The 1,514-nt window shown below is 68.1% G+C and carries 1 protein-coding gene; it reads right to left on the bottom strand.

Features of this window, described 5'->3' with window-relative positions; genetic code table 11:
- Positions 1 to 1,514 (bottom strand): chaperonin GroEL (gene groL, locus AB0J72_RS58915; protein WP_363418041.1); only part of this gene is annotated, 1,514 nt, incomplete at both ends.

The raw sequence follows: 1,514 nt of genomic DNA on the forward strand, positions 1-1,514 counted from the left end.
TCGGTGGTGAGGAAGAGCGCCGCGATCGAGGCGGCGTTCTGCAGGGCGGAGCGGGTGACCTTGGCCGGGTCGATGATGCCCTCGGCCAGGAGGTTCACGTAGTCGCCGGTGGCGGCGTTGAGGCCCCAGCCGGCGTCCAGGTTGCGGACCTTCTCGACCACGACGCCGCCCTCGAGGCCGGCGTTCACGGCGATCTGGCGCAGCGGCGCGTCAAGGGCGACCTTGACGATGTTGGCGCCGGTGGCCTCGTCGCCGACCAGGTCCAGCTTGTCGAAGGCCGACTTGCCGGCCTGGACGAGCGCGACGCCACCGCCGGGGACGATGCCCTCCTCGACGGCCGCCTTCGCGTTGCGAACGGCGTCCTCGATGCGGTGCTTGCGCTCCTTGAGCTCGACCTCGGTGGCCGCGCCGACCTTGATGACCGCGACACCGCCGGCGAGCTTCGCCAGGCGCTCCTGCAGCTTCTCGCGGTCGTAGTCCGAGTCCGACTTCTCGATCTCGGCACGGATCTGCGCCACCCGGCCGTTGATGCCCTCGGCGTCGCCGGAGCCCTCGACGATGGTGGTCTCGTCCTTGGTGATGACGACCTTGCGGGCCTTGCCGAGCAGGTCCAGCGACGCGTTCTCCAGCTTGAGACCGACGGTCTCGGAGATGACCTGACCGCCGGTCAGGATCGCGATGTCGGTCAGCATGGCCTTGCGGCGGTCGCCGAAGCCCGGGGCCTTGACGGCGACGGACTTGAACGTGCCACGGATCTTGTTCACGATCAGGGTCGCGAGGGCCTCGCCCTCGACGTCCTCGGAGATGATCGCGAGGGGCTTGCCGGACTGCATGACCTTCTCCAGCACCGGGAGGAGGTCCTTCACCGCGGAGATCTTCGACTCGACGATGAGGATGTACGGGTCGTCGAGGACCGTCTCCATCCGCTCGGTGTCGGTGACGAAGTACGGCGAGATGTAGCCCTTGTCGAAGCGCATGCCCTCGGTGAGCTCCAGCTCGAGCCCGAAGGTGTTGCTCTCCTCGACGGTGATGACGCCTTCCTTGCCGACCTTGTCCATCGCCTCGGCGATGATCTCGCCGACGGTGGAGTCACCGGCGGAGATCGAGGCCGTGGAGGCGATCTGCTCCTTGGTCTCGACGTCCTTGGCAAGGTTGGCCAGCTCCGACGCGACGGACGCGACGGCGGCCTCGATGCCGCGCTTCAGCGCCATCGGGTTGGCACCCGCGGCGACGTTGCGCAGACCTTCACGGACCAGCGCCTGGGCGAGGACGGTCGCGGTCGTCGTGCCGTCACCGGCGACGTCGTCCGTCTTCTTCGCGACCTCCTTGACCAGCTCGGCGCCGATCTTCTCGTAGGGGTCCTCGAGCTCGATCTCCTTGGCGATGCTCACACCATCGTTGGTGATGGTGGGCGCGCCCCACTTCTTCTCGAGGACGACGTTGCGGCCCTTGGGGCCCAGCGTCACCTTGACGGCGTCGGCGAGGGTGTTCATGCCCCGCTCGAGGCCGCGGCG

Origin of the sequence: Dactylosporangium sp. NPDC049742, from assembly GCF_040674675.1 — a bacterium.
Classification (GTDB): Bacteria; Actinomycetota; Actinomycetes; order Mycobacteriales; family Micromonosporaceae; genus Dactylosporangium; species Dactylosporangium maewongense.